Consider the following 24,027-nt stretch of genomic DNA (forward strand, 5'->3'; position numbering starts at 1 on the left):
TTTCTGACCGGAAATAGCACCGGGTCACTGTCATTGCGAGTCAGAAAGAGGCCGAAATAACCTGCCAGAGTTAACCCTGAGCTTTACCCAAGGGTTCTCGCAAGGACAGCTTGCATGAGGCTTTGTTCTCGTGTTTCAAGGGTTCATAGAGAAGTTCGTAACCTGCAGCTCAAAAGAATCGCTGAATCAGGCCTTATTTTCCTGGAGTACTGCCTTCTTGGATTCTTCATAGAGATTTTTTAACAATTGAATCCGAAGATCTTCAAAGGCATCGGTGGTCATAATCTCCGGACGTCTTGGATGTGGGAAATCGACCTTTAAAACCTCTTTGATCCGCCCCGGACGGGCCGTCATCACCACAATTCGATCGGAAAGATACACGGCTTCTGAAAGACTATGGGTAACAAAGATAATGGTCTTTCGGGTTTCTTCCCAGATTCTCATGAGTTCCTCTCCCAAAACCAGGCGGGTCTGTTCGTCCAGAGCTCCAAAGGGTTCATCCATCAAAAGTATCTCAGGATCGATGGTTAAGGCGCGGGCGATGGCAACCCTTTGTTTCATTCCTCCGGATAGCTCATGGGGATATCGGGTTTCAAATCCCTGGAGCCCAACCAGTTTAATTTTCTCCAAGGCCTTTTCTCGCCGTTCCTGCTTAGAAATCCCTTTAAATTCAAGTCCAACTTCTACATTCTCTAACACGGTTCGCCAGGGAAAGAGGGTATATTCTTGAAAAACCATGGCGACTTTGTCCGGCCGGGGAGTTTCGATCCTTTCCCCCTCGATAAGAACTTCTCCCTGGGTAGGTCTCTGGAGTCCAGCCAAAATATGGAGGAGGGTGGACTTTCCACAACCACTGGGTCCTATGATGGTCAAAAATTCTCCTTCCTTGACCGTCAAATTAAAATTTTCTAACGCAGAAACCGGAGCCAGGGTACGTGAGAGATAGGTTACTGAAATGTTTTGTAAATCGATGAAAGCCTCCTGACTCATGTTCTTAATCTATTTTTACCGGTATAAACTGGCTTGAATAAAGTGTGTGAGGTTCTGGAACCGTTTTGGAAAAGCCCAGATCTGGAAGAGAGACTGCTACAGCTTCCCAGCCTTTCAGATTCCAGGTTCCGTCGGGAGAGAGTAAAGGTGCTTGAAGTTCATAGGATCTGACCGCTACGGTCTCCGGAAGTTCTAGTTTTTGCATCATCATTTTTATAGTGTAGTCTTTATTTTCTTTGATGTACCGAACGGCCCGGTACCACCCTCTCAGAAAACGCTGAACCAGTTGGGGATCGTTCTGAATCGTCTCGTTTTGAGCAAAGAGCACTTCGAAATTGAAATCGGGAATGACCGTATCAAAGGTAAGTAAGATTTTGGCCTTTCCTTCTTCTACCAATTGAAAACCCCCATCGGCACTCCATACAAAACCCTGGCTTTGACCGGTAGTAAGGGCTGCTACCTGTTCTTTAAATCCGCCCAGCGCCAGGATGTTTATTCCCGTTTTAGGATCCCAACCCTGTTGCCTGGCTAATGTTCTGACTAAGTAATCCGTTAAGGCTCCATGGCGGGTTACTCCAATAGATTTTCCCAGCAAATCCTGAACAGATTGAATACCGGATTGAGGAGCCACCAGTACCATCATGGTTGTTAAGGGGGATATAATGGAAGATACTGCCGTAATGGGGATTTTCTTGGAGATGGCATTACCGGCGTCGACTCCGGTTATGGCTCCAAAATCGACGCTCTTAGAGGCCATAGCCACGACAACTTCGCTTCCCCCACGAAACGATACCACTTCTACGTCTAAGCCTTCCCTCTTCCAGAAGCCTTGATCCAAAGCAACTTCGGCAGGAATGCGAAAACCAAAATCTTTAGCTACTCCAAGTCCTAACGTGATCTTTTTGAGTTCCTGAGCAAAAAGATTTGAAGGGATAATAGATCCCAAAATCCAAGCGGAAATAGCCACTCTCCAGCAAAATTCAAAGAGTTTTTGAGCCACTTTCATGTTTTCAAAGGCCTCCGGAAAAGCGCGTAGATTTTACCCTTGACCCTACAACTACCTCACTATAAGTAGGTTCCCTGATCTAAATTCGTAATTCCATCTTCTTCAAGATTAAATCCTTTTCGATAGGGGAAGTAAACAATGGATTTGACATTTCCCCATGGAATTAAAACTTCCGCAATATGAGTTTCTTTCTGACGTTCCGAGACGGGAATGAGAGATCCGTCTTCCCTCCGCACGTTTATCACCTCAAACTTGGGATTCTCAATCCATAAGCCAATTTGGTCATAGCCGACTAATTTGGCGTAGAAATTCCGATCTGTAATTCCAGCTTTTTCTAACCCTTCATGGGAAAATAAAACAATGAGCACCTTTCTGTTAATAACCTTTTCGATGTCCATTCTCATTCTCGATTCTAATAGCTTCTTTCTTCTTCCTATGAATTATTAGGAATCGATTTATCGAACATAACCCAATGGGTTTTATTCTGTCAATACAAAAACTGAAAATTAACATGCAAATTGACTTTTCTAAATGATAGAATAGGTTAACCTTTTAGGATTTGACAACAAATTATTACCAGGAATCTTTTGTAGGAGGAAATACTTTTTTGCCTCGCGGACGACCCGGCCTGACATTCTGGTCTATAACCTGTTTTCCCACTGGAAAGGTTAAAATTTTAAGATTTTTTAAAGCAACTATACCAATTTAGTAGGTGTCACTTTTTCTGTCTGAACACCTCCCCTCCCCCCTGGAGGGGGGAGTGTTTTTTTTAACCTACTAAATGGATACGGATACTTTTTTAAATAAGGGTATTGACAAAAATCCTTTTAAGCGTATTATATTACTGTTTGTTTATCTTAAGAGTAAGTTGTTAGTTTGTGATGGTAAGTTTTTATTTTTAGAAAAAGAAGCGAGACCAGTTTTTTATTCCTAAAGATGAAGGCTGCTATGAAAGCAAACTAACTGAAAAAGGAGGATAGATTCTTTGAGGCAAACGGGTAAAGTTAAATGGTTCAATGAAAAGAAAGGTTTTGGGTTCATTGAACAGGAGAATGGGCAAGATGTATTTGTTCATTTTTCGGCTATCCTGGGTGATGGATTCAGGACTTTAGCTGAAGGGCAGAAAGTTGAATTTGAACTTCAGAATGGTCCGAAAGGGATCCAAGCAGCCAAGGTTGTAAAGCTATAATAGATCTATTATAGGACAGTGAAAAACCCCTTGGGTAATACCCAAGGGGTTTTTTATTTATGTTGATTCAGGATCCGGGTTGTGGGGCCGACTCATGGGAGCCTGTCCGGAGTTCATCCAGGATTCAGCCTGAAGGGGGTTTTGAGTCCTTAGGGCCTTTCGATCTAAAGTATCAGGTTTGAAAGGGAACGGGTACCTGAAGCTCTCGGGCGATAGTTAAAATTTGATTCCAGGTCTCTTCTTCCACAAAAATCCCTTCTTTTTGTCGGCGTTGGGTCTCCTTGAGCTCCGGTTCACCGGGGACCAGTACTTCTTCAAACCCCGGCATCGGAGGACAGGTTTTTATATATCGAATCAAATCGGCCACCTGATCTTTAAAAATGGAGATGGGGACAAAGTTTTCGACATCAATTACAATAAGAAAAGTCCCATTACCCAGACGACGGGCATCCTCTCGAGAATATCCGGCTGTAGTCAGGATTCCCGAGAAGATTTCAATCATAAAAGCCAGACCAAACCCTTTGTAACCGACGGAACCTCCCAGGGGAAGCAGAGCTCCGGGAGGCGTTTTATATAAAACCTCCGGGTCCGTCGAAGGATTCCCTTCAGGGTCGATCAACCATCCTTGCGGAACCGGCTCTTTCCGATTCACCTTAACCCGGATTTTTCCTTGAGAGACGGTACTGGTAGCAATGTCCAGGACAAGGGGAATTTCTCCTTTAGAAGGAACTGCAATGGCTATGGGATTCGTGGCCAATCGCGGGGCCCGCCCTCCGAAAGGGGCTACATTTTGAGCCTTACCGCAGGCATTAACCATACAAATACCTATCAGGTCTTGTTGAGCAGCCATGAGACAGTAATCCCCTAAGCGTCCCACATGGTTAGAGTTAAAAACCCCTACGGCACTGATTTTATGAGTCCTGGCTTTTTCAATAGCCAGCTCCATTGCCTTTCGCGCAATCACCATACCAAATCCCCAATTACCATTTACCAGGGCTGTAGAAGGCGTCTCCCGGACTACCTCAAATTTGGCTCCTGGAATCAACTGTCCCTTCCGAATAGCCTGAACGTATTGGCTGATCCGAATAACCCCATGGGAATCATGACCCGCCAGGTTAGCGGAAACAAGTGCCTCCATAACAAGGGTGGCTTCTTCCTCTGAAGCTCCACTGGCTTTAAAAATATCCCTTCCAAGTTGCTTGAGCTGTTCTGCAGTAAATCTAGGCATGGCTTAACAGGGCATAGTGGGTGGTGGACAGTCAGCCTGTGAGAGGGGTCGATGACCGGAACGTTAACCTGAGGTTGCAGAACGGAATGACATTTTCGACCCGAAGAATCGTGGATTCGTCTTACCGGTCGTATCAACTACCGATTCACGAACATGAAGGGTTAAGTCGGCAGCCTTGAGGTTCAACCAGGGAAGAAAAGATTCCTCTTCCGTGAGGGACCGGTCTCCTACTACTCACTGCCCATCGCCTACTGCCCACTTTTATCTAATAATTTTTCCAAAATCTTTTTATTGGCTTTTGGAAAGGCATACCGGGGTAAATCATCTGGCGAAACCCATTTCCAGTCTATACATCCCAGGGGCTTGGGGTCCCCCGAAAGGTAAGTACAATGAAAACTATGCAACGTAATTCGAAAATGGGTATAAGCATGCCGGACCACCATAAACGGTTTGTCAACTTTGACCTCAATCCCAAGTTCTTCGCGTACTTCCCGCACTACACACGCTTCCAAAGATTCCCCTTCCTGGAGCTTACCACCCGGAAATTCCCAAAGTCCCCCTAAAAGCCCCTCCAGGGGACGCAAGGCAATAAGAACTTGACGATCCTTCCAGATAATTCCTACGCAAATATGATAATGGGGAAGGGTTTTTTTGGGGGCTTTTACCGGTAGGGCAGTGGGATCTCCTGACGCCCGAGCCTGGCATAAAGATCTCAAAGGACAGAGAAGACAAATGGGTCCTTGGGGCCTACAAACTAAGGCCCCTAATTCCATGAGAGCTTGATTAAAAATACCGGCCTTGCCAGGTGGCAGAAGTTCTCCTGCCAGTTGAAGCAACTCCCTTTTAACCCCCCCAGATCTGGGATCTTTATCGATATGAAAGACCCGACAAAGGACGCGAATCACATTTCCATCTAAAACCGGATAATCTTGATGGTAGGCAATGCTCAGAATAGCCCGGACTGTATAGGGACCGATTCCCGGCAGTTGGGATAACTCTTTAAACGTATCTGGAATTTTTCCCCCATAATCTTCTACAATTCGCTGAGCAGCTTTGTGAAGATTTCGAGCCCGGGCATAGTACCCCATTCCTTCCCAAACCTTTAAAACCTTAGAAAGAGAAGCCCGAGCCAGGGCTTCCACCGTTGGAAAGGCTTCAATAAATCGGTAAAAGTAAGGAAGAACCTGATCCACCTGGGTTTGTTGTAGCATAACTTCAGATACCCAAATCTGATAAGGATCTTGGGTTCGACGCCAGGGAAGATCTCGTTTCTGATCTTGAAACCAGGTTAAAAGATTTTGTTGAAAATTTTGTTTGAGTTCTGAGGAAATCCCCATAACCATCAGAATTCAGGAGTTAGAATTCAAGGATCGGAAGCCAAAGGTCGTTCTGACTCCGACTCTGGCTTCCTGAATTCTGTAGCCTTCAGGTTTTTTCATTTGACAAGTGTTAAAGAACATGATAAAAGAAGAACTAACGTTAGTAAATTGTGGGGGATGGTTTCCATCTGGTCTTTTAAGGAAAAATAAACAAGAACTATGTTGAGTTCTAAATTATTTATTTCCATTATCTGTCCTCATTGTCAAACCAGGTATCGGGTTCCTTCTGAGAAAATTCCATGGGATAAGACCCGTTCTTCAGATCGCCCACTCAAAACCCGGTGCTTAAAATGTCAATATATCTTCACTTTTTCAAAAAAACCACTGACTTCGGAATTCCCTTCAAAAGAAAAGATTCCTCCTTTTCCCAATTTAACAGAGCAGGACCCAGAATCCAGAGAAGGTTTCAACTTAACCCAGAGCCGGCAAACCCAAGACACAGCTTCATCGGTGCGATCAACCCAGAGAAATCTCAAGGACCGGACTCAGACAAGGTCTAAAAAATTTAAATTCTTTCTCGTTCTCCTTATGGCCTTGTTAACCGGACTTCTTTTTTATGGGCTTTACGACCTCTCAAAATGGATTTGGATAGGGATACAAATGAAACGTCTGGATATCCAAAGAAATGGAATGGGATTAGCAAAAAAATTTGGTGTTGAAGAAGGCTTAACGGCACAAGGTTACTACGAGAAGGGGCGACAATATTTTTTGTTGGACAACGAAGACGGCTACGCCCGGGCAGAAACTTATTATATCAAAGGGATATCCTTAGATATCCATAATCCCCTATTTCTTGCTGCCTTGGCGGAAAATTATGTAGCCTGGGGACAAAACCGGGAAGATACAGAACTTTTAGAAAAGGGCTATCAGTTGGCAAAAAAAGCCCTCGGTCTGGCGTCCAACCAGGTTGAAGGGTATCGGGTTATTGCAGACCTTCTGAAGTACCATCATCAGTATGATGAATCCGAGAAAATGATAAAAAAGGCCTTAGAATTAAAACCTGAAGATGCAGATTCTCAATATGTTCTGGGAAGCCTGGTTCTGGCGAAGGGAGACAACTATGGAGTGGCCTATGAACATCTTAAAAAAGCACTGGATTTAAATCCTACTTTAGTCCGGGCGTATGCCGATTTAACGACTCTTTTAGCAGATCTTGAACTTTACGAAGAAACCCTGACCTATGCCCGTAAAGGGCTTGAACTGAATCCAGAACATCTACGTTTAAAAATTAATCTGGCAACAGCCTACAAAGGAGTCAAGGATTATGTCGGAGCCCTTCAGATTTATCAACAACTCCTGGAGGTAAGACCCCGACATTTCCAGATTCTTAATAGATTAGGAGAACTCTTTAATACCCTGGGTAATTATGATAATGCCATCTGGTACCTGACTCAAGCCACAGAATTTAATCCCTATGAAGCCCTGGGGTATGCCAATTTAGGGGATAGCTATTTCGGAAAAGGGGATTATAAAACGGCGACCCAGATGTATCAGAAAGCCATCCAGTTGAGTCCTCAATCGGCTAGTTACCATTATAAATTGGGAGGTACTTACCTGAAACAGCGCAAATTCGAATTGGTTAAGAGCAGTTATCAGAGGGGGCTGGAACTGGATCGTAATAAGTTTAACTATTATATGGCCATGGGCAAAATGTATCGGGAGCAGCAATTCCATCAGCTTGCCCTGGAGGCTTATCAGCGGGCCTTTATTTTACAATCCAGAAATAAAGAGGTTTTGGAAGAGTTGGTTAAGACTTATCAAGATCTGAATCGGATTGATGAGGCCAGGCCTTACCAACAACTCCTGGGACTTCCGGGTCTTGAAAAAATTTCTAGAGCGGTGGAAGGAGGCATTCGCTGCCTGGAAAAAAAGACTTATTCACTGGCTATTCTCAAATTCCAGGAGGCCTTGGAATGGGATAAAAATTATGCCCAGGCTTATTTTTATCTGGGTAAAACCTACGAATTGTCCGGCAATCCAGAATCAGCGTTAAGCGCCTACGTTTCTTCACTCAAAGTTCCCGATACCCTGTCGCCGGAAGCTAAGAGTTATCTGGTCAGTTATGTAGAAACCCATGCCGCTGAGTCTGGAATTTCTGTTCTCATCGATCTTCTAAAAAATGACCCAAATCCAGAAATACAGACTAAAATAACCGAATTGCTTCGGAAAGGAAAGATTCCCGGTTCGGTCGGCAATTAGATTTTTTGTTTCTTCTATTCCTTCTCAAGTTTCCGCCAATCCATGATGAACCAGCTTTTTTCATGGAGCATAGTAGCCAGAGCATCGATTAATGTGGTGGTGATTTCCGAGTCTTCTTCTGTACCGTTTACCACCAACGTTTGTTGGACATCTTCGATTTTGTAAGCGGTTAATCCATCCTGGCTGATCCAGAACACAGGCCACTTTCCCAGAACTTCTAAAAAATCCGCTCTGGTTATATGGGCTGTTTTGGCGGCTTCTTCTAAGGATAAGGTCCCTGCCTGAAATGCTTTAATCACTTCCTTCATATCCATATTACCTGCTCCCGGACGGATCTGGTCCAACTCAAGGAACCTGTTAAGAGGATCACTGAGTCCTACCCCCGGTACTCTTAACGGAACTTATCACTGAGTCCTACCCAAGTACCCTGGTAAAGATGCAAACCGTGTTCCACCAAGGGACTAGGAACGATATTTTACGGAGACAGCCAAACCCTGGGGTGAGAGTTGGCTTGACACCTCTCAAAGAGAGGTGAAGGGTTTCCTTACCCTGAAATCTTTTTCATTTTCAACGGAATCCCTTTCGCTTCATTTTCCGGAATTTCATGGTGTTTACTTAAAGATAGAGGTCAAAGTAAGTCGTTTCACGATGAAAGAACATAATTTCCCGGGATTCCTTTTCTAAAAACTCCTTGAACTATCTCATTTTTGGTTATATAATGCATGTAGCATTTAGCGATTCCTCCGGGGAAATTAAAAAATGGCCGAAGAAAAAATTGTATGTACCAATAAGACTGCCCGGCATGATTATTTCATAACGGATACCTATGAAGCTGGGATTGTCCTCCAGGGGACCGAAGTTAAATCCCTTCGAGAAGGACGAGCTAACTTAAAGGATAGTTATGCCCAGATCAAAGATGGCGAGTTGTTCCTGGTCAACTGTCATATCAGCCCTTATACCCACGGGAACCAATTTAATCACGATCCGACCCGTCCTCGTAAACTGTTGCTCCATAAAAAAGAGATCCGTCGGCTCATTGGTAAAGTGGCCGAAAAAGGTTTTACTCTCATTCCCTTGAAGATCTACTTTAAAAATGGAATCGCTAAAGTAGAGCTGGGCCTGGCTAAAGGTAAAAAAGCCTATGATAAGCGTGAGGATATGAAGGAGCGAGATGCACGACGGGAAGTTGAAAGGGCCCTTAAAAAGAGCCTTCGATAGGTGAGAGGCGAAAGGCAAGAAATAAAGAAGAAGGATTTCTTATTTCTTGCTTCTGGTCATGTTATACACCCGGCTTAAATTAAGCATTGTATTGATTCTTCTGCTTGGATTTGTTCCTTCTTCTTCCCAGGCAAATACACTGGAACTCGTTTTTGAGGATGGGCGATCCCGGAGTACCCTTTATACCTTATCTGAAGGTGGGGTCGAATATATTCCTTTAAACCAGGTAGTTCAGGCCTTTAATTTAAGCAGGAACTGGGATTCCCTCAACGGGATGATTCTTTTGAGTTATCGAGGCAGAACGGCTTCCATCACTCCCGATCAACCCATTGCTATCGTTGAGCGGCGTTCTTATTCCTTTAAAAATTCCCCAAAATATATAGAAGGTATTTTGATGATCCCCCTGGACTATGTCATAAATATTCTTCCCCTTCTGTATGATAAAGAGATGAGTTGGGATTCTTCCCGGCGGGTGCTGAGAATTGGTAGCAGTCGAATCGAAATTGCTTCCATTCAACATGCCGTTTATACTGACTACACGCGGATTGTTATCCAGACCAATAAATCCATTGCCTACAAAGTGGTCGAGAAACTTCCAGCCCTTCTCATCCTCGATCTTCCTGAAGCCAGTTTTATACTTCCCAATAATCCCCTTCAAGTAGGGAGTAACGTGGTAAAAACCGTCAAAGTTATCAACAGTTATGGGACTACTCAGGTTTTGATCAATTTAGGGGAGCAATTTGCCAGCTATAATCACTTTGCCTTGAACGATCCTCCTCGTATTGTGGTGGATGTGTATAGTACGCCGGGAGGAGGGAATATGGCAAGAAAAGAAGAGAAAACGCCTCCGGAAGGTGAATCGCTAAATCCTCTGAATATTCTTCCGAAGGCAAAGACTCCGACCACGGTAAGGGCCGTTATTATAGACCCCGGACATGGTGGAAGAGATAATGGCATTGCTCTAGGTCCCGACCTTTGGGAAAAAGATATTACGCTGACCGTGGCCCAAAAGCTGAGCGAATCCATTCGGCGAAGATTAGGAGTGCGCGTGATTTTAACCCGGAATGCCAACGAGAATCTTTCTCCTGTCGAACGGACGACCTTAGCCAACAGTACCAAAGCAGATTTGTTTATCAGCCTGCATGTGAATAATAGCTTTTCTCCCAATACCCGAGGGTTTGAAGTTTATACCCTGGATGCGCCCGGTATCTCAGATAATACGAACCCGGAGGCCCTTTTGGTTAAGGCCTCAGCCCTGGATCATGCCCAGGAAACCTATTTAGATAAAAGCGAACGTCTGGCAAATTATATTGTCACGGCTTATAATGAAGAAACAAAATCTAAAGATGCCAGAAGTAAAAAAGCCCCTCTTTTGGTTCTAAAAGGAGCCACAATGCCAGCCGTTCAAATTGAAATGGGTTATTTTTCCAATCCTGTAGATAAAGAAAAAATCACCCAGGAAGACTTTCAAAGGCTGATCGTTAAGGTGATTACAGATGGGATTGTAAACTTTAAAAGATATCTGGAGCAAGTCAGTTTGAACTGAGGTTATGTAAATGCGTGAACGGCGTTGGTTTTTACCGATTGTATTGACGACAATTGGGATACTCTCTCTGGGACTTGCCCTTTACTTCCTTTACTTTTCCAGTCACTCTGGTTCTTTGAGCTTAATTGGAAATGAGACGACCCAGGATGCCGGTATCCGGCTGTCAGGTCCTACTAAAAAGATAGCTGTATTTCTTATTGCCGGTGATGGGGGTTCTTTAACAACTTTAGAAAAAGAGATCCCCGGGGATCTGACTCTCATTGAGCAGGTTAAGGCAGCGGTTCAAAACCTTCTCAGCAAACCCCCTGAAGGGTTGATGACTCCTCTTCCAGACGGTACCCGGCTTCAAAGTTTGTTTATAGATTCTTCGGGAAACGCTTATTTAGACTTTAGTCGTGAAATTCAGCAGAGCCACATCGGAGGTTTGACGGCAGAGCTCCTGACGGTGGGAGCCATTGTAAATACCCTTCTGTTTAATTTTAAGGAAATTAAAGGAGTTCAATTATTGGTGGAAGGCTCTGAAATTGAAACTTTGGCCGGTCATATAGACTGTACAAAACCTTTTTCCCAGATGCTTATGCTTGAAAATAAAACCTAAGGAACTATTCAGCAACCCAAAGGCCCTTGAAGAGTAAAAAAGTTTTCTATCCCTTCAGGGTAGGGGCAGGTTTAAAACCTACTCCTACTGGGTAGTGAGATCATGGGGGGCTGGATAGTTACAATTTATTCATCCATGCGAGTTGATGGACGACAACCCAATAAACTAAGGCCTGTTAAGATTACCCGAAATTATATCAAATATGCCGAGGGATCGGTATTGATAGAAGTCGGAGATACCAAAGTTATCTGTACGGCCAGTATTGAAGATAAAGTACCTCCGTTTCTGAAGAATACGGGGGAAGGATGGATTACGGCAGAGTATGCCATGTTACCCAGGTCTTCAGATACACGCATTCCCCGGGATATTACCAAGGGAAAAATAGGTGGGAGAACCCATGAAATTCAGCGTCTTATCGGAAGGTCGTTAAGGGCGGTGGTGGATCTAACAAAATTAGGAGAACGTACTATCTGGCTGGACTGTGATGTAATCCAGGCCGATGGGGGTACCCGGACTGCTTCTATTACAGGTTGTTGCATTGCGTTGTTTGATGCCTTTACCACCCTGCGAAAGGCCGGAAAGTTAGATTCTCTACCTTTACTGGATTTTGTTGCTGCAACCAGTGTGGGTATCGTAAACGGCAAGGTCTTGTTAGATCTAAACTACGCCGAGGACTCGAAAGCTGAAGTGGATATGAACATTGTGATGACAGGAAGCGGAAAGTTTGTGGAAATTCAGGGAACTGCAGAAAAGACTCCTTTCACCCCCGAGCAGATGAACGAGATGATTGCTCTGGGGACTCAAGGGGTGAAGGAGCTGATTCAAATCCAACGAAGCATCATTGGTCAAGGTTTGTTGGGTTCTTCCCTGTAACCGATGAAGGTTACCTGCCGATTTGGTGTCAGAATCCAACAAGAAAATAACCTGGCATGGGATTACCATTTATTCTAAAACGACCTGCACCGGCTCTTCCCCCCATAGGGGGCTCGTTGGACGTGGAACAGAGCTGTGATTTATTCTAAAACGACCAGCGGTTCACCGGAATTCACGGCCATACCTTCGGAGACCTTGATTTCTTTCACAATGCCACGGGTCGAAGCACGAAGTTCATTCTCCATTTTCATGGCTTCCACCACCACCACCCCCTGACCTGCTTCCACCGGGTCCCCGACCTTCACCAGGAGCTTGATAACCTTTCCCGACATGGGGGCAGAAATAATCTGCTGGCCCGGTAAGGTGGAGGCCCTGGAGATTCTGAGTCGTTTACCGGCTTCATCCAAAATCTGAATGGAATACGTTTTTCCTTTCAGGTCCACCAGGTAGCTCCCCTCTGCTTTATAGACAAAGGCCTGGTAAGAACGACCCTGAATAATCAAAGAATAAAGCAGCGGGTCCAGTTGCCGGTAATCTACCACATATTCTTTATCCCCTATCTGAACTGTCCCAGTGGAACCGGCTGAATATTGGGCTTCTTTAATTTCCAGGGTATAAATCCGGTTGTTTACCAGAAGTTCCAGGGTCATCCTCTAAAATCCCCGTCTTAACGCCTGTTGTCGACCTATCCATTTCCAGGGGTTCAAGATATTCCGATCGGTTGAAGGAGTAAGTGGGGAAGAGTCTTTTCGGTTTTTATAGGCCAAAAAAGCAGCTATTAGCGCGACATCCCGAAGTTCATCGGCATCCGTTTCCTCCTGGAGGGGATACCCGGCTGAGCCATCCAGAAATTGAGAGTCGATAAAATGGGTATGAAAATTTCCGGCGATAAAGTGGGGATTCTTCATCACCTTTTTGTGGAAAGGGATCGTAGTTTTAATTCCTAGAACCTTAAATTCATCCAGGGCCCGGGACATTCTTTGAAGGACTTCCTGGCGGTCACGTCCCCAAACGATTAACTTGGCGATCATGGAGTCGTAATATACGGAGATCTCATCTCCCTGGAAGGTTCCACTATCAACCCGGATCCAGGGTCCAAGGGGAGGTTGTAAAACTAGAATTTTACCGGGGGAAGGCATAAAGTGATTTTCCGGGTCTTCAGCGTAAATCCGACACTCCATGGCAGCCCCGTTTAACCGGATTTCCTCCTGGGAGTAGGAGAGTCTTTCCCCGGCGGCTATTCTAAGCTGCTCCTTGACCAGATCGATTCCCGTCACCATTTCGGTTACCGGATGCTCGACCTGCAATCGGGTATTCATCTCCAGGAAATAAAAATTCTTGTTCTTATCTACTAAAAATTCAAGGGTTCCGGCGTTGTAATACCCTGCGGCCAGGGCTGCTTTTACTGCTGTTTTGCCCATCCTTTGACGCAGGTCTGGATCTACAATGACCGAGGGGGATTCTTCGATAAGCTTTTGATGTCGACGCTGGATAGAACATTCCCTTTCTCCCAGATAAACCATTTTCCCGTACTTATCCCCCAGAACCTGAATTTCTATGTGTCGGGGCTCTTCGATATATTTTTCCAGATACACAGAGGGATCCCCAAAGGCAGATCGGGCTTCGGAGCGAGCACTTCTCAGGGCACTCTCCATATCCCGGGAGTTCCGGACAATACGCATACCTTTTCCGCCGCCCCCCGCAGCCGCCTTGATAACAACAGGAAATCCTATCTCTTCGGCCAGGCGCATGGCCATACGGTCGTCTTCAATTACATCTTCTGTCCCCGGAACTACCGGAACCCCCTCCTGAAGAGCTATCTTCCTGGCCGCCGTTTTATTTCCCATCGCCTGGATAGCCTGACTGGATGGACCGATAAAAACCACTCCTTCTTCCTCACATCTTCGAGCAAAGGTTGCGTTCTCGGATAAGAATCCATATCCCGGATGAATTGCTTCGACTTTGGTCGCTCGTGCAATCTCCAGAATTTTTTCTATATTGAGGTAGCTCTGAATCGCCGGAGGCGGACCGACGCAATAGGCTTCGTCGGCATATCGTACGTGAAGGGCCTTACGATCTGCTTCGGAATAAATGGCGACTGTTGTAATCTCCAGATCCCTGCAGGCCCTGATAATCCTCAGAGCAATTTCCCCACGGTTGGCAATAAGAATTTTTTTGAACATGACCGGTAACCCTCTACTTTACAACCAGGATATGATACTTCCTAAGCTTAGACCCATTCCGGGGCAATAGCCTTTAATAACGGTGCAGTTGTCATCAAAGTACTATACGCTTTGGAAAGCTTCAAGTAAATTTTTTCTATAAAGATAATCCAGAAAGTGGGAAAGAGGCCCCCCAGGCCTTGGTAAACTAACACGCCCTTCCTGTCGAGGGATTCAGAATTCAGAATTTTCTTCAAGCTTCCTGGCCGTGTCCTGTTAGACAGGTTGCCCTGCCGGGGCTGACCTTTTCCCTTCAGTCAGGGTTTCCCAGGTCTTATCGGCCTTAACCGTCGTTTTGTGGGTTCCTTCCCATCTAACAAAGTGTTTTCTTCAATGAAGCCTATACGGTTGCTTTTCCACCTCCTTCCCGGTAAGCACCGTATCTTTTTACAGAGCAAATTTTATGCTATATTCCCAAAGGGAGACTTTATTTGTAAAAGGGATCTTTTTTCAATAACTTATAAAAAATTATTTTAGGGAAGCCTTCTTTCTGTCTTGCTAAAGGAGACAATAAAAGAGCTATAGAGACCTACAAGTTATTTTTTATTAAATAATTGTTTGATGTCTCAGTTTCTAAGACATCTTTCTCCCTGAGAGAGATCTTTATTTTCTTGACAATTCAGACCGGGAATATTAGTTTTCACATAAATCCTTATCCAGAATAGATAGATTTTCCCAAGAAACTTATGGAAATGACAGAATTCTTTAACCCTACAGGATGACCGAAGGGAACTTACCGATATAAGCGTTTCTGGGATGATCCTCCTTTTAAACCGTGGAAAGCGGTAGAGGTGTCTGTATTGCTTAATTTTATAAATTGTTCAGTGTCCGTTGCAAGGAACAGCAGACAACGGACAAAGGACAATGGATAGCGGACCGATGAGTTACGTACGTGGATTAAAGTGTCGGGAATGTGGGCGAGAATATCCTAAGGAACCCTTACATGTCTGCGAGTTTTGTTTCGGACCATTGGAAGTTGTTTATAATTATGAAGAGATCAAACGGAATATCAGTAAGGAGAAAATTGCCGAGCGGCAGAAGAACATGTGGCGGTATAAGGAGCTCCTCCCTTTAGAAAAAGACAGCGGAATCGGTATCGATATCGGATTTACGCCGTTAATTCGTGCCCATAACCTGGCTCAGGCTCTGGGAGTTTCTGAACTTTATCTTAAAAATGATGCGGCCAATTATCCGACCCTCTCCTTCAAAGATCGGGTTGTATCGGTAGCCTTGTCCAAGGCCAAAGAGTTCGGCTTTGATACCGTTGCCTGTGCATCTACCGGAAATCTGGCGAATTCAGTGGCAGCCATTGCAGCAGCCAGTAGCCTTCGTAGCTTTGTTTTTATCCCCTATGACCTGGAGCAGGGAAAAGTTCTTGGAACCATGATCTACGGGACCAATTTAGTAGGCATCAGGGGAAGCTACGATGAAGTCAACCGCCTGTGTAGCGAGATTGCCGGTAAATACGGTTGGGCCTTCGTCAACATCAACCTGCGCCCTTACTATGCTGAAGGTTCTAAAACCTTTGGCTACGAAATTGCCGAACAACTGGGGTGGAAGGTTCCCAAACATATCGTGGTTCCCATGGCAGGTGGATCTCTCATTACCAAGGTCTGGAAAGCCTTTAAGGAGCTGGAAAAGCTGGGTTTTGTTTCCGAGGTGGATACTAAAGTTTATGGCGCCCAGGCGACGGGGTGTGCACCTATTGTGACTGCCGTTAAGAAGAAAAGCGAGCTGATTACCCCTGTTAAACCGTCTACCATTGCCAAATCCCTGGCTATCGGTAATCCCGCCGATGGCTTTTATGCCATGGGAGTAATCCGAGAAAGTGGCGGCTGGGCCGAGGATGTATCCGATGAAGAAATCATCCAGGCCATGAAACTTTTAGCTGAAACCGAAGGAATTTTCACAGAAACTGCCGGTGGCGTCACATTGGGGGTGACCAAGAAACTCCTGGACCAGGGAGTCATTCCCCGAGATGAATCCATTGTGGTCTCCATTACAGGAAATGGTCTAAAAACCCAGGAGGTGGTCATAGATCGTGTGGGTAAACCCATCGTCATTGAAGCTAAGCTCTCCCAATTTGATGCCCTTTATAAAGAAAAAGGGGGCAGAAAATCCATTAACCACGAAGAATAAAAGATAGAAGATCAAAGGTCGAGGATAAAGCCTGTAGGAACTATCTTCCCTGCTTGATCTTCTATCCTCAAAGAGTTATGAGCGTGATTGTCAGAATTCCAACGCCTTTAAGGAAATTAGCCGGGGGAAACGCCGAAGTTGAAGTTCAAGGAAGCACCATTTCTGAAGTTATCGACAATCTGGAAAAGTCCTATCCAGGGCTCAAGGAGCGGATCTGCGATGAAAAAGGAGCCATACGTAGGTTTGTAAATATCTACGTTCGGGAGGAAGATATTCGGTTCCTTAAAAATATGGAAACCGAGGTAAAAGACGGAGATGTGGTCTCGATTGTACCGGCCATTGCCGGAGGTGCTATAGAAAAAAGACGGGTTTATTTAACTTTTCCTAAGGAGTTGGTTAAAGAGCCGTTGATTTATCGGGTAGGACATAAATTTGAAGTGGTTACCAACATCCGTCAGGCCAGCGTTTCCGATGAAATCGGACTTGTAGCTCTGGAGCTGGAAGGTGAACGAGAGGAAATTAAGAAAGCCATTGCCTACTTCCAGGAACAGGGGGTGAAGGTAGAACCTATCGAGATGGATGTAATCGAGTAATTTTTAACCAACCATTCCCTGAATTTCACGAATTTTATCCTCCCAATTCGTGAAATTCTCTCCTTCTCCCCTTCTCCCCTTCTCCTTACCTCGAAGATAAATTTTTTCTGCTTGACATTCCTATCTTGTCTGTTTATGAAAGAGTTATATCCCTTCACCACGAAAATAGGACCTGATCAGACAGGATGATCCTGACCTTACCTCCCATTTCCCTCTCCTGAAACCTCCAAAGAGGGAGCGTGAGGGGAGAGAGGATAGGCCCTCTGGGATTGTCCTTACAGGTGATGGGGCATTTCAATGGGAAAGGGTATTCATCGTTCTTCATTAACTTTTCTACTTACTTCCTCACCCCATTTAAGTATAACTTTAAAGGAGGAAAGGCATGAGACGAGTTATTTTAAGTTTGCTTTGTGGGCTTTTAGTAAGTTCTGTGATAAGTGATGGTTTGGCGGCAGAGAAAAAATTAAAATTTGCCTTTGTAGCCGGAGTAGCAGACCCCTTTTACTTCACCATGGAAAAAGGAATCCGAAAAAAGGCTCAGGAATTAGGGGTTGATCTGGTTGTTTCAGAGTATCCAAAAGCCTGGGGACCGGAAGTGCAGGTTCCTATCCTGGAAGCGGTTGCGGCCCGTGGAGATATCGATTTGATTATGACCGCTCCGACCTCCACCGAGGCGTTGATTCCGGTCCTTAAAAAAATCCACGATCAGGGGATCGAGATCATTACCGTGGATACCTTCATCGGAGATGGGGATTATACCAAGGAAAGTAATTATAGCTTCCCTCTGGCTTATATTGGAACAGACAATAAATTGGGCGGCATCCAGGTTGCCGAACGGCTGGCCAAAATGATCGGTGAAAAGGGGAAGGTCTATATTAATACCACAAATCCCGACGTCTCCAGTGTAAGGGATCGGGTCGAAGGGTTTAAGGAAGGGATCAAAAAATATCCCAACATTGAGCTGGTAGGAATAGATTACAATCTAGATAGTCAGGAAAAGGCCCAGGCTCAAACTTTAGCCAAGCTTCAGGCTAATCCAGATATTGTAGGGATCTTCGGAACTAATCTGTTCAGCGCCCAGGGGGTTTATCAGGCTGTGGTCAATGCAGGCCTGACAGGTACCGTAAAGATCGCTTCCTGGGATGCTACCCAGGATTTGATCAATGCTCTCAAAAAAGGTCAGGTGGATCTGGTACTGGCACAACTCCCGGCTGAAATAGGTAGCCTGGCAGTGGAATGGGGTTATAAGTATTTTAAGGATAAGACTCCGATTCCTAATAAAAGGGTCGTCCCCGGTTTCCAGTTCTTTACCAAAGAAAACGTGAATGACCCTGAGATGCAGCAGTATATCTATTCCAAATAGGGGATAATGGGCAGTGGATCATAAGTCTTAAAAAGGGAAGGTCCTGAGGGGTCTATTGGTCCCTTCTCCCCCTGTGGATCCACCGCCCATTGTCTACTACCCCCGGTACAATCACCATGAAATCCGGCCTGAGAAGATTCCTGATCCGAGTGGGTCGGAACTGGGCCTTGTTCTTTCTCATTTTGATGCTAACTTACTTTAGCATCTTTGGGCTTGGGTTCTTCAGCCTTAAAAACTATCAAAACATTCTCGTTGCCTCTACGACCACCCTTATGCTGGCAGCCGGGGAAACCTTCGTTATCATTACCGGAGGAATTGATCTCTCTGTAGGTTACGTCATGGGAGCCGCAACGGTTATCGCTGCCCTTGTCATGAGAGATCTTTACAATTCCGGGGTTTCAGAATCCTTGAGTATCCTCCTGGGATGCCTGGCCGGGCTTTTTTCGGGGATAATTCCGGGATTTATCAACGGATTTCTCATCGCCAGGTTAAAAGTCCCCCCTTTTATTGCAACTCTGGGTATGTTTGGCGTAGCCCATGGGGCCGGGCTTATCCTGTCTGGTGGTTTTCCGGTTGTTAACCTGCCTCCTTCCCTGGGTTTTATTGGAAACGGTTATATTTTCTATTATCTGCCGGAAAAAGGGTTCTCTTTTCTTCAACGTCCGGAGATGGAAAGAACCGAAGTCCGAAATCTCGTTGGAATTATTCCTATCCCTGCCGTTATAGCAGCCATTGTCTTGATTATTTTTGGTTTTATATTGGCCCAGACCCGATTTGGTCAGCATACCTATGCCATTGGGGGAAATGTAGACGCGGCTCTAAGGGCCGGTATTCCGGTTTCCCGACACCTGATGATTATCTATATTATCTCGTCCATGTTTGCAGCACTGGGAGGGGTTCTGTACGTGCTTCGCTTTACTACCGGAAGTTCCCTGGCCGGAGAAGCCAGGATGCTGGATTCTATCGCAGCGGTTGTTATAGGAGGTGCCAGTCTGTTCGGAGGTACCGGTAATCTCAAGGGAACGGTGATTGGAACCTTGATCATCGCCACTTTAGAAACCGGATTGGTTATTTTGGGCGTTCAACCCTTTTATCAATTCTTTGCCGTGGGTATCATTATTATTATCGCCGTCCTCATCGATCAGTTCTTTCCCGAAATGATCTATGAAGATGAATCCTGACCCCTTAGAAACAGAAGGTCAGAATTCTAAAATCGGCGTAATGAAGAAAGTAGGGGAGTATGGGGGTAAGGGAGTATGGGGGTATGGAGGGGTGGGTGTGTAAGAGAATTTACCCCCATACTCCCCTACTCCCACACCTCCTCTTCATGGATGAGGATTTAAAAACTGCAAAAGTATCATTAAAACCGAAACTTTTAACTGAACAGGACGTCTTAAAAATAAGAATAGAGAGGAGATAAAAATTTGGAATCGTCTACGCCTATTTTAGAAGTTATCAATTTAACCAAACGATTCGGTGGATTGGTGGCCGTAGATCGGGTCCATATGCAGGTCTTTCCAGGTGAAGTGGTGGGATTGCTGGGAGATAACGGAGCCGGTAAGTCCACTCTTATTAAAATGATCTCTGGAGTTTATCAGCCCGATGAAGGACAAATTCTCTTCCAGGGAAAGGAACTCAAACTCTCAAACCCCATGGAGGCCTTGAAACTGGGTATTGAAACCATCTATCAAGATCTGGCTCTGGCAGAGAATCTAAATGTCTACGCTAATATTTTTTTGGGGCGAGAGAAAGTCAAAAAAGTTTTGGGTTTTATTAACGTATTGGATAGAAATTATATGTTAGAGGAATCCAGACGAGTCTTAAAGCGGTTAGATATCGAGATTCCTTCGCTACGGAACAAAATTCAGAAGCTTTCCGGTGGTCAACGACAGGCCGTTGCGATCTCCCGGTCGATTTATTGGAATGCAAAATTTTTAATCATGGATGAACCTACGGCTGCCCTGGGAGTTGCCGAACAACAGAAGGTTCTGGCCCTTGTTCGAACCCTAAAGGCTCAAGGAGTTCCGGTGATTATTATCAGTCATCAACTCCACGATGTCTTTTCCGTAGCAGATCGGTTAATTGTGATGCGTAGGGGAAGGAAAGTGGGCGAGCGCTTAACCCGGGAAACGACACCCGATGAAATCGTTGGGCTCATTGTCGGTTCAATCCGGGAATAACAAGATAAAAAGGAGGCCGTACCATGGCTAGTTATAAAAATAAAGGGTTATGGATTTATCTGGGAATTATCTTTTTAGTCGGTCCTGTTTTTCTTGCCGGCTGCCACGATGAGGATAATGGGCCTACAAGTGTCGTTGTATTAGATACTACCCAGCAATTGGCCCCGGGGGGTTGCGCTTCTCCCCTCTTTAATGGAGAGGCCGGGGTTCCTGTAAAGGTTGAGGCTACGGGACCTTCCAATGAAAATCCAGACTTAACCATATTCGATCCTAATAATAATCAAGTTGCTACGGCGACCAATTCAACCCTTGGATCGGAAACTCTGGGCTTTACACCCAGTATCACGGGGGGTTATACTGTCAGAGTCTGTGATGCGAATAATGTCGGCGGTGCAATCCGGATTGTGGTAACCCAGAGGTAATCCTTTGCCCATCTTTATTCTGTTCAACTCTTACCATTCCTTATGGGGGCGCCTGAAATATGCCCCTGCCTCCTTTATTTCTATCCCTTTTAAAATCCCTAAAGGACTCATTTTTACCCCTTGAAGGGTCTTCCTTAACCTCTTTCTTCGCTTCTTCTGCCTCCTGGACTTGAAATAATCCTACCAAAGGATAAACCCAAGAAAACTTGTAGAATTCGGATCTACCGGCTTGTCCTTGTCTTTGGTTACTTTATTGGAATTTGGGCTTATTAAAATCTTATTTTGGCATAAAAAATGAATAATTAAGAAAATAATAACTAAAAAATAAAAAAGGAGGAAAGTATGGCTGAGATACATATTCAGAGAAAACGATCCGGTGGTTGGCTTTGGTTTCTGCTGATCCTGGTACTCATGGTTCTGGCTATTATCTTTTTTTCATGGCGTCGTACTCCAGCTCAAGGAATAAATACCCTATTTACCGGCCAATCCACTTCAGTAATTACAATCTATCCGGTCATTATACCTCATTGAATAGGCTCTTTAGGGTAGCCTGAAGGAGGATTTCAGCAAACAGGAGGTAAGAACTATGGCTTTAGCTGAATTATCAAAATTGGATGATTTTGAGGTAGCCGATGAAAGCGTCGATATTCGAGGATTTCCGGTTTATAATAAAATGGGAGATTATCTCGGCGATATTGACGAGCTTCTGGTGGATCCAGTCGCCATGAAGGTTCGGTATGTCATCATCGATGCGGGGACCTGGTTGGAAAGTAAAAAGTTCATCGTACCTGTAGGAATGATTGAGATTGATGATGCTTCTAACCGGGTGTATCTGGGTACGCTGACCCGGGAAACCATTCATCGACTACCCGTTTATGATGAGTCCCGATGGACGGATCCCGACTATGAACGGGAGTTATTGGGTATTTACTACCCAAACAGAGCAGGAAGTTTTGACCAATTTACTTACGAAACCGATGAAGCGTTCCGGTATCCCAGGCGGTTTGAAACCCACGAAACGCCTTTTCGACGAAGGGATATCTATCGCCCAGGTGAATCCACATGGGGTTGGTTAGACACCTGTAGGATAAATAATCATCAGTGGGATCTTAAAGGGTATGAAGTTTATGGAAAAAATAACGAGTATCTGGGAGTTGTAACCCGTTATTGTGGCTATAAGGATACCCAACAAACAGAGTATCTGGTTGTAGATACCGGTGGATGGCTCATCAGCGAAAAATTTCTGGTTCCGGTTAACCGGATTCGGATTGATCCCACAGCAAGAAAAATTTACATCGATAACCTGACCCGGGCTCAGGTAGAAACTTTACCCAGGTATGATGAAAGTAGGCTCTTCACGCCAGAGTATGAAAACGAATGGCGTAAAGCCTATCAGTATATCGTATAGAACCAGGAGGTAGAAAGATGGCCGAGAAAACTCGAAAAGATCAAACTCAGGAAGATAAACAAAAAACCCAAAAGGACTCCCAGGCACCTAATCCTATTCAAGTCCAAAAATATCTAAGCGGAATTGACTACCCTACCGATAAGCAGGGTTTACTGGAAGCGGCAAGAAGAAATGGAGCCGATGAAAAGGTCTTGAATATTCTCAATGAACTTCCAGAGAAAAGCTACGCCAGCCCCAAGGAGGTATCCCACGAGATAGGACAGGTCGAGTAAATCCCAGGTTGAATCTATCAGGTTTCAGGTAGTAGAAAAAATACAGATCGGTATCCAACTTAATTTTAAATAAACCCTCCCCGGTAAGGAGTAGCTGCTTATGTTGTGGACGATTCTGTTGATTCTTTTGGTGCTTTGGGCTCTTGGTTTTGGCTTTAGTATAGGAGGTAATCTCATTCACTTGTTATTGATTGTTGGGCTTGTTGTGCTGATTGCCCAGTTGATACGGGGACGGAGAGGAGTCTGAGACCCTTCAGAGAACTATCCAGACCAGTCTGACCGGTTTTCAGAAGCTCTGGTGGGGTGACCTGCTAAGAAATATCTTGCCAATAGGAAGTTTTTGGAGCAAGAAGTATCTTAAAAAGATTTTAGTCGGCTGTTTATAAAAGTAGCCTGTCCTTCCGTAGGGGGCCCGTTCTGTTTCTGACTTGAGGTTGTACCGGTTGCATCCCGTTCGTCCTGGGCAGGTGAAAGGGTTCAGGACGAACGGGAAAGGATTTCCTTCGCTGAACTTTTAAAACAGAAAGGATAGGAGAGGTTCCTTCAGTAGGGGGAACAGACGAGGAAGGGGCCTAAAACCCATTTGTCGATGGAGCAGTTCTGAAGGAGTACTTCGGGTCTGAGCAACTCCGTAAGGTTTTTTGCTTTTTCTCCCTTTGTATTTCCCTGGCTTTAAAACTTCACTAAAACACGGCTACCCGGGTGGCCTGGGGTCCTTCTCTACCCTCTTCAAGATCAAACTCTACCGGAATCCCCACTTCAAGGTTTTCAAAAGAGACGCCTCGAACAGAATTTTTATGGAAATAAACTTCTGTTCCTTCCTCTGTAAGAATAAAGCCATATCCTTTATCCTTAAAAATTTGGCTGATGGATCCTCTAGGTTGAGTAGACGGCGGCTTGATGGCATGAATCTGTTTTTCCTTGATATAGTCTTTAAGTTCCCTTTCGATGGTATCGAAGGCCTTAAAGAGTGCGTTCTCTAGCGTATCATCGGTCTTGTTCGCGACCAGGGTATTACCCGGAACCAGCAGCACAATACGTACACAATCATTCCCCTTCTGATGGTGGGGATCTTTTTCTAGCGTAATGCGGATATGAATGAGATCGATATCGTATTTAGTAAGTTTGGAGAGTCTTTCTTCAATTAAAGCCCTTCGTGCCGGGGTTACCTCATCATGGAGTCCTTCAATCTGAATGTTCAT

At 44.9% G+C, this 24,027-nt stretch carries 26 protein-coding genes; 17 read left to right on the top strand and 9 right to left on the bottom strand.

What is annotated here, in order from left to right:
• Window positions 1–186: 186 nt before the first annotated feature.
• Genes VNM22_13015 through VNM22_13025 form a run of 3 tightly spaced genes read right to left on the bottom strand, consistent with a single transcriptional unit; the run spans window position 187 to window position 2,394 of the window.
• Complete coding sequence (locus VNM22_13015; protein ID HWP48079.1) at window positions 187–990, bottom strand: ABC transporter ATP-binding protein; 804 nt, start codon at window positions 988–990, stop codon at window positions 187–189.
• 4 nt (window positions 991–994) lie between these two features.
• Window positions 995–1,996: an ABC transporter substrate-binding protein gene (locus tag VNM22_13020; protein HWP48080.1), complete on the bottom strand. Its 1,002-nt coding sequence runs from the start codon at window positions 1,994–1,996 to the stop codon at window positions 995–997.
• 59 nt (window positions 1,997–2,055) lie between these two features.
• The gene (locus tag VNM22_13025; protein HWP48081.1) at window positions 2,056–2,394 is read right to left on the bottom strand and encodes a hypothetical protein; all 339 of its coding nucleotides are present in this window, start codon (window positions 2,392–2,394) and stop codon (window positions 2,056–2,058) included.
• 587 nt (window positions 2,395–2,981) lie between these two features.
• Between VNM22_13025 and VNM22_13030 the strand changes: the two genes are divergently transcribed.
• On the top strand, window positions 2,982–3,185 hold the full coding sequence (locus VNM22_13030; protein HWP48082.1) for a cold-shock protein: 204 nt from the start codon (window positions 2,982–2,984) through the stop codon (window positions 3,183–3,185).
• Window positions 3,186–3,357: 172 nt separating this feature from the next.
• On the opposite strand, the gene VNM22_13035 is transcribed toward VNM22_13030, so the two are convergent.
• On the bottom strand, window positions 3,358–4,413 hold the full coding sequence (locus VNM22_13035) for an Ldh family oxidoreductase (GenBank protein ID HWP48083.1): 1,056 nt from the start codon (window positions 4,411–4,413) through the stop codon (window positions 3,358–3,360).
• Window positions 4,414–4,661: 248 nt separating this feature from the next.
• Entirely contained in the window at window positions 4,662–5,750 is a 1,089-nt protein-coding gene (gene mutY, locus VNM22_13040; protein HWP48084.1) for an A/G-specific adenine glycosylase, read from the bottom strand.
• A gap of 201 nt (window positions 5,751–5,951) precedes the next feature.
• Between mutY and VNM22_13045 the strand changes: the two genes are divergently transcribed.
• Window positions 5,952–7,991: a tetratricopeptide repeat protein gene (locus tag VNM22_13045; GenBank protein HWP48085.1), complete on the top strand. Its 2,040-nt coding sequence runs from the start codon at window positions 5,952–5,954 to the stop codon at window positions 7,989–7,991.
• A gap of 14 nt (window positions 7,992–8,005) precedes the next feature.
• On the opposite strand, the gene VNM22_13050 is transcribed toward VNM22_13045, so the two are convergent.
• Complete coding sequence (locus tag VNM22_13050) at window positions 8,006–8,299, bottom strand: hypothetical protein (GenBank protein ID HWP48086.1); 294 nt, start codon at window positions 8,297–8,299, stop codon at window positions 8,006–8,008.
• A gap of 451 nt (window positions 8,300–8,750) precedes the next feature.
• Here VNM22_13050 and smpB point away from each other — a divergent pair, with 451 nt between their 5' ends.
• From smpB to rph, 4 genes are all read left to right on the top strand, one after another.
• Window positions 8,751–9,209: an SsrA-binding protein SmpB gene (gene smpB / locus VNM22_13055; protein HWP48087.1), complete on the top strand. Its 459-nt coding sequence runs from the start codon at window positions 8,751–8,753 to the stop codon at window positions 9,207–9,209.
• Between the two features lie 46 nt (window positions 9,210–9,255).
• A complete protein-coding gene (locus VNM22_13060) occupies window positions 9,256–10,755 on the top strand; it encodes an N-acetylmuramoyl-L-alanine amidase (protein ID HWP48088.1) in 1,500 nt (499 codons plus the stop codon).
• Window positions 10,756–10,765: 10 nt separating this feature from the next.
• Window positions 10,766–11,353, top strand: coding sequence for a GerMN domain-containing protein (locus tag VNM22_13065; protein HWP48089.1), 588 nt, complete (start codon window positions 10,766–10,768; stop codon window positions 11,351–11,353).
• Between the two features lie 135 nt (window positions 11,354–11,488).
• Entirely contained in the window at window positions 11,489–12,226 is a 738-nt protein-coding gene (gene rph / locus VNM22_13070; protein HWP48090.1) for a ribonuclease PH, read from the top strand.
• Window positions 12,227–12,366: 140 nt separating this feature from the next.
• Here rph and VNM22_13075 read toward each other — a convergent pair whose 3' ends face one another.
• Both VNM22_13075 and accC read right to left on the bottom strand, forming a co-directional pair.
• Complete coding sequence (locus tag VNM22_13075; GenBank protein HWP48091.1) at window positions 12,367–12,876, bottom strand: biotin/lipoyl-containing protein; 510 nt, start codon at window positions 12,874–12,876, stop codon at window positions 12,367–12,369.
• A gap of 3 nt (window positions 12,877–12,879) precedes the next feature.
• Window positions 12,880–14,409: an acetyl-CoA carboxylase biotin carboxylase subunit gene (gene accC, locus VNM22_13080; protein HWP48092.1), complete on the bottom strand. Its 1,530-nt coding sequence runs from the start codon at window positions 14,407–14,409 to the stop codon at window positions 12,880–12,882.
• 918 nt (window positions 14,410–15,327) lie between these two features.
• On the opposite strand from accC, the gene VNM22_13085 reads away from it, so the two are divergent.
• The 11 genes from VNM22_13085 to VNM22_13135 all read left to right on the top strand — a co-directional run bounded on the left by VNM22_13085 (window position 15,328) and on the right by VNM22_13135 (window position 23,072).
• Window positions 15,328–16,587: a threonine synthase gene (locus VNM22_13085; GenBank protein ID HWP48093.1), complete on the top strand. Its 1,260-nt coding sequence runs from the start codon at window positions 15,328–15,330 to the stop codon at window positions 16,585–16,587.
• A 77-nt stretch (window positions 16,588–16,664) separates the two neighbouring features.
• Window positions 16,665–17,180, top strand: a complete 516-nt coding sequence (locus tag VNM22_13090; protein HWP48094.1) for a MoaD family protein — start codon at window positions 16,665–16,667, stop codon at window positions 17,178–17,180.
• A gap of 382 nt (window positions 17,181–17,562) precedes the next feature.
• On the top strand, window positions 17,563–18,543 hold the full coding sequence (locus VNM22_13095; GenBank protein HWP48095.1) for an ABC transporter substrate-binding protein: 981 nt from the start codon (window positions 17,563–17,565) through the stop codon (window positions 18,541–18,543).
• Window positions 18,544–18,692: 149 nt separating this feature from the next.
• Window positions 18,693–19,724, top strand: coding sequence for a hypothetical protein (locus VNM22_13100; GenBank protein ID HWP48096.1), 1,032 nt, complete (start codon window positions 18,693–18,695; stop codon window positions 19,722–19,724).
• Between the two features lie 59 nt (window positions 19,725–19,783).
• Entirely contained in the window at window positions 19,784–19,963 is a 180-nt protein-coding gene (locus tag VNM22_13105) for a hypothetical protein (GenBank protein ID HWP48097.1), read from the top strand.
• 4 nt (window positions 19,964–19,967) lie between these two features.
• Window positions 19,968–20,723: an ATP-binding cassette domain-containing protein gene (locus VNM22_13110; GenBank protein HWP48098.1), complete on the top strand. Its 756-nt coding sequence runs from the start codon at window positions 19,968–19,970 to the stop codon at window positions 20,721–20,723.
• Window positions 20,724–20,746: 23 nt separating this feature from the next.
• Window positions 20,747–21,145 carry a PPC domain-containing protein gene (locus VNM22_13115; protein HWP48099.1) on the top strand — a complete coding sequence of 133 codons (399 nt, stop codon included), beginning with the start codon at window positions 20,747–20,749 and terminating at the stop codon, window positions 21,143–21,145.
• Between the two features lie 342 nt (window positions 21,146–21,487).
• Window positions 21,488–21,676, top strand: a complete 189-nt coding sequence (locus VNM22_13120) for a hypothetical protein (GenBank protein ID HWP48100.1) — start codon at window positions 21,488–21,490, stop codon at window positions 21,674–21,676.
• A 55-nt stretch (window positions 21,677–21,731) separates the two neighbouring features.
• Window positions 21,732–22,553 (top strand): PRC-barrel domain-containing protein, encoded by an 822-nt coding sequence (locus VNM22_13125; GenBank protein ID HWP48101.1) that lies wholly within the window; start codon window positions 21,732–21,734, stop codon window positions 22,551–22,553.
• A gap of 17 nt (window positions 22,554–22,570) precedes the next feature.
• Window positions 22,571–22,825, top strand: a complete 255-nt coding sequence (locus VNM22_13130) for a DUF2795 domain-containing protein (GenBank protein HWP48102.1) — start codon at window positions 22,571–22,573, stop codon at window positions 22,823–22,825.
• Between the two features lie 100 nt (window positions 22,826–22,925).
• Window positions 22,926–23,072 carry a lmo0937 family membrane protein gene (locus tag VNM22_13135; GenBank protein HWP48103.1) on the top strand — a complete coding sequence of 49 codons (147 nt, stop codon included), beginning with the start codon at window positions 22,926–22,928 and terminating at the stop codon, window positions 23,070–23,072.
• Between the two features lie 436 nt (window positions 23,073–23,508).
• Here the strand turns inward: VNM22_13135 and raiA are convergent, their stop codons facing one another.
• Window positions 23,509–24,027: a ribosome-associated translation inhibitor RaiA gene (gene raiA, locus VNM22_13140; GenBank protein ID HWP48104.1), complete on the bottom strand. Its 519-nt coding sequence runs from the start codon at window positions 24,025–24,027 to the stop codon at window positions 23,509–23,511.

The organism is Candidatus Limnocylindrales bacterium, from assembly GCA_035559535.1.
Classification (GTDB): domain Bacteria; phylum Moduliflexota; class Moduliflexia; order Moduliflexales; family JAUQPW01; genus JAUQPW01.

Coding starts and splice junctions, on each gene's coding strand:
- VNM22_13015 (HWP48079.1), bottom strand. CDS start 990: ATGAGTCAGGAGGCTTTCATCGATTTACAAAACATTTCAGTAACCTAT.
- VNM22_13020 (HWP48080.1), bottom strand. CDS start 1,996: ATGAAAGTGGCTCAAAAACTCTTTGAATTTTGCTGGAGAGTGGCTATT.
- VNM22_13025 (HWP48081.1), bottom strand. CDS start 2,394: ATGGACATCGAAAAGGTTATTAACAGAAAGGTGCTCATTGTTTTATTT.
- VNM22_13035 (HWP48083.1), bottom strand. CDS start 4,413: ATGCCTAGATTTACTGCAGAACAGCTCAAGCAACTTGGAAGGGATATT.
- mutY (HWP48084.1), bottom strand. CDS start 5,750: ATGGGGATTTCCTCAGAACTCAAACAAAATTTTCAACAAAATCTTTTA.
- VNM22_13045 (HWP48085.1), top strand. CDS start 5,952: ATGTTGAGTTCTAAATTATTTATTTCCATTATCTGTCCTCATTGTCAA.
- VNM22_13050 (HWP48086.1), bottom strand. CDS start 8,299: ATGAAGGAAGTGATTAAAGCATTTCAGGCAGGGACCTTATCCTTAGAA.
- smpB (HWP48087.1), top strand. CDS start 8,751: ATGGCCGAAGAAAAAATTGTATGTACCAATAAGACTGCCCGGCATGAT.
- VNM22_13065 (HWP48089.1), top strand. CDS start 10,766: ATGCGTGAACGGCGTTGGTTTTTACCGATTGTATTGACGACAATTGGG.
- rph (HWP48090.1), top strand. CDS start 11,489: ATGCGAGTTGATGGACGACAACCCAATAAACTAAGGCCTGTTAAGATT.
- VNM22_13075 (HWP48091.1), bottom strand. CDS start 12,876: ATGACCCTGGAACTTCTGGTAAACAACCGGATTTATACCCTGGAAATT.
- accC (HWP48092.1), bottom strand. CDS start 14,409: ATGTTCAAAAAAATTCTTATTGCCAACCGTGGGGAAATTGCTCTGAGG.
- VNM22_13085 (HWP48093.1), top strand. CDS start 15,328: ATGAGTTACGTACGTGGATTAAAGTGTCGGGAATGTGGGCGAGAATAT.
- VNM22_13090 (HWP48094.1), top strand. CDS start 16,665: ATGAGCGTGATTGTCAGAATTCCAACGCCTTTAAGGAAATTAGCCGGG.
- VNM22_13095 (HWP48095.1), top strand. CDS start 17,563: ATGAGACGAGTTATTTTAAGTTTGCTTTGTGGGCTTTTAGTAAGTTCT.
- VNM22_13105 (HWP48097.1), top strand. CDS start 19,784: ATGGGGGTAAGGGAGTATGGGGGTATGGAGGGGTGGGTGTGTAAGAGA.
- VNM22_13115 (HWP48099.1), top strand. CDS start 20,747: ATGGCTAGTTATAAAAATAAAGGGTTATGGATTTATCTGGGAATTATC.
- VNM22_13120 (HWP48100.1), top strand. CDS start 21,488: ATGGCTGAGATACATATTCAGAGAAAACGATCCGGTGGTTGGCTTTGG.
- VNM22_13125 (HWP48101.1), top strand. CDS start 21,732: ATGGCTTTAGCTGAATTATCAAAATTGGATGATTTTGAGGTAGCCGAT.
- VNM22_13130 (HWP48102.1), top strand. CDS start 22,571: ATGGCCGAGAAAACTCGAAAAGATCAAACTCAGGAAGATAAACAAAAA.
- VNM22_13135 (HWP48103.1), top strand. CDS start 22,926: ATGTTGTGGACGATTCTGTTGATTCTTTTGGTGCTTTGGGCTCTTGGT.
- raiA (HWP48104.1), bottom strand. CDS start 24,027: ATGAACATTCAGATTGAAGGACTCCATGATGAGGTAACCCCGGCACGA.